The organism is Fontibacillus phaseoli (genome assembly GCF_003337355.1).
Classification (GTDB): domain Bacteria; phylum Bacillota; class Bacilli; order Paenibacillales; family Paenibacillaceae; genus Fontibacillus; species Fontibacillus phaseoli.
Genome location: NZ_QPJW01000029.1, coordinates 1 through 1,110, shown reverse-complemented (window position 1 = coordinate 1,110; position 1,110 = coordinate 1). Strand labels below are relative to the sequence as shown.

Below are 1,110 nucleotides of genomic sequence, written 5' to 3'. Positions count from 1 at the left end.
CCGCCGAAGGTGGGGTAGATGATTGGGGTGAAGTCGTAACAAGGTAGCCGTATCGGAAGGTGCGGCTGGATCACCTCCTTTCTATGGAGAATCGTTCTCTGCAACGAGGACATTCAAATACTACGGTCCGCGCAAGCGGCCGGATAACAAGACTTTGCTTGCAAAGTCGACCTTACTCACTCGTTGGTCAGTTTTGAGAGTTCAACTCTCTCGCGTTTGGTGACGATGGCGGAGGGGTTCCACGCGTACCCATCCCGAACACGACCGTTAAGCCCTCCAGCGCCGATGGTACTTGGACCGAAGGGTCCTGGAAGAGTAGGACGTTGCCAAGCGCATCCCTTTAATGGGTTGCAAATAGAATATCCCGATTATGGGCCCTTAGCTCAGCTGGTTAGAGCGCACCCCTGATAAGGGTGAGGTCGGTGGTTCGAGTCCACTAGGGCCCACCATCTACTCCATAATCGTTTTTTTGATTCCTGGGGTTTCTTATGGGGCCATAGCTCAGCTGGGAGAGCGCCTGCCTTGCAAGCAGGAGGTCAGGAGTTCGATCCTCCTTGGCTCCACCACTAATTTCATCTTAGAACCGTTATCCTTCACGCTTTAGCGTCGATCAGATAACGATTCGCACTTGACAGAAATTCTGAACGTCACGTTAAGTGATCGTTACAAAATTTCGTCCTTGATCCTTGAAAACTGGATAACGAAACGAAGAATTTGCGTTTTAGAACATTCCTTTAATGATGAATTTGAATTTGCTGCAAAGCCAAATTGAAAATCATCATAGCTGAACTTGTGTCAAAACAAGTTTAATAAAGGTAGTGAATACTGATGCGTAGGTTTTGGGATGGCCGATCCTTTGGAGGTGCGTGAGTCGTTGCGTAAGCAGCAGGCGAAACGACCGACAACAGAGCGGACAGCGCAAAACCGGAGCATATATGGTTAAGCTACTAAGAGCACACGGAGGATGCCTAGGCACTAGGAGCCGAAGAAGGACGTGGCGAACAACGAAACTGCCTCGGGGAGCTGTAAGCAAGCTTTGATCCGGGGGTGTCCGAATGGGGAAACCCGGCTGGAGTAATACCCAGTCACTCATACCTGAATACATAGGGT

2 tRNA genes and 3 rRNA genes are annotated in these 1,110 nt (G+C 49.9%); all 5 read left to right on the top strand.

Going from position 1 to position 1,110, the window contains the following annotated elements:
• A 16S ribosomal RNA gene (locus DFP94_RS25235) occupies positions 1-81 on the top strand; the annotation flags it as partial.
• A gap of 134 nt (positions 82-215) precedes the next feature.
• Positions 216-332: ribosomal RNA gene (gene rrf / locus DFP94_RS25230) — 5S ribosomal RNA — on the top strand.
• A gap of 40 nt (positions 333-372) precedes the next feature.
• Positions 373-449 (top strand) — tRNA-Ile (locus DFP94_RS25225).
• A gap of 41 nt (positions 450-490) precedes the next feature.
• Positions 491-566, top strand: a tRNA-Ala gene (locus tag DFP94_RS25220).
• A 371-nt stretch (positions 567-937) separates the two neighbouring features.
• Positions 938-1,110: ribosomal RNA gene (locus DFP94_RS25215) — 23S ribosomal RNA — on the top strand; the annotation flags it as partial.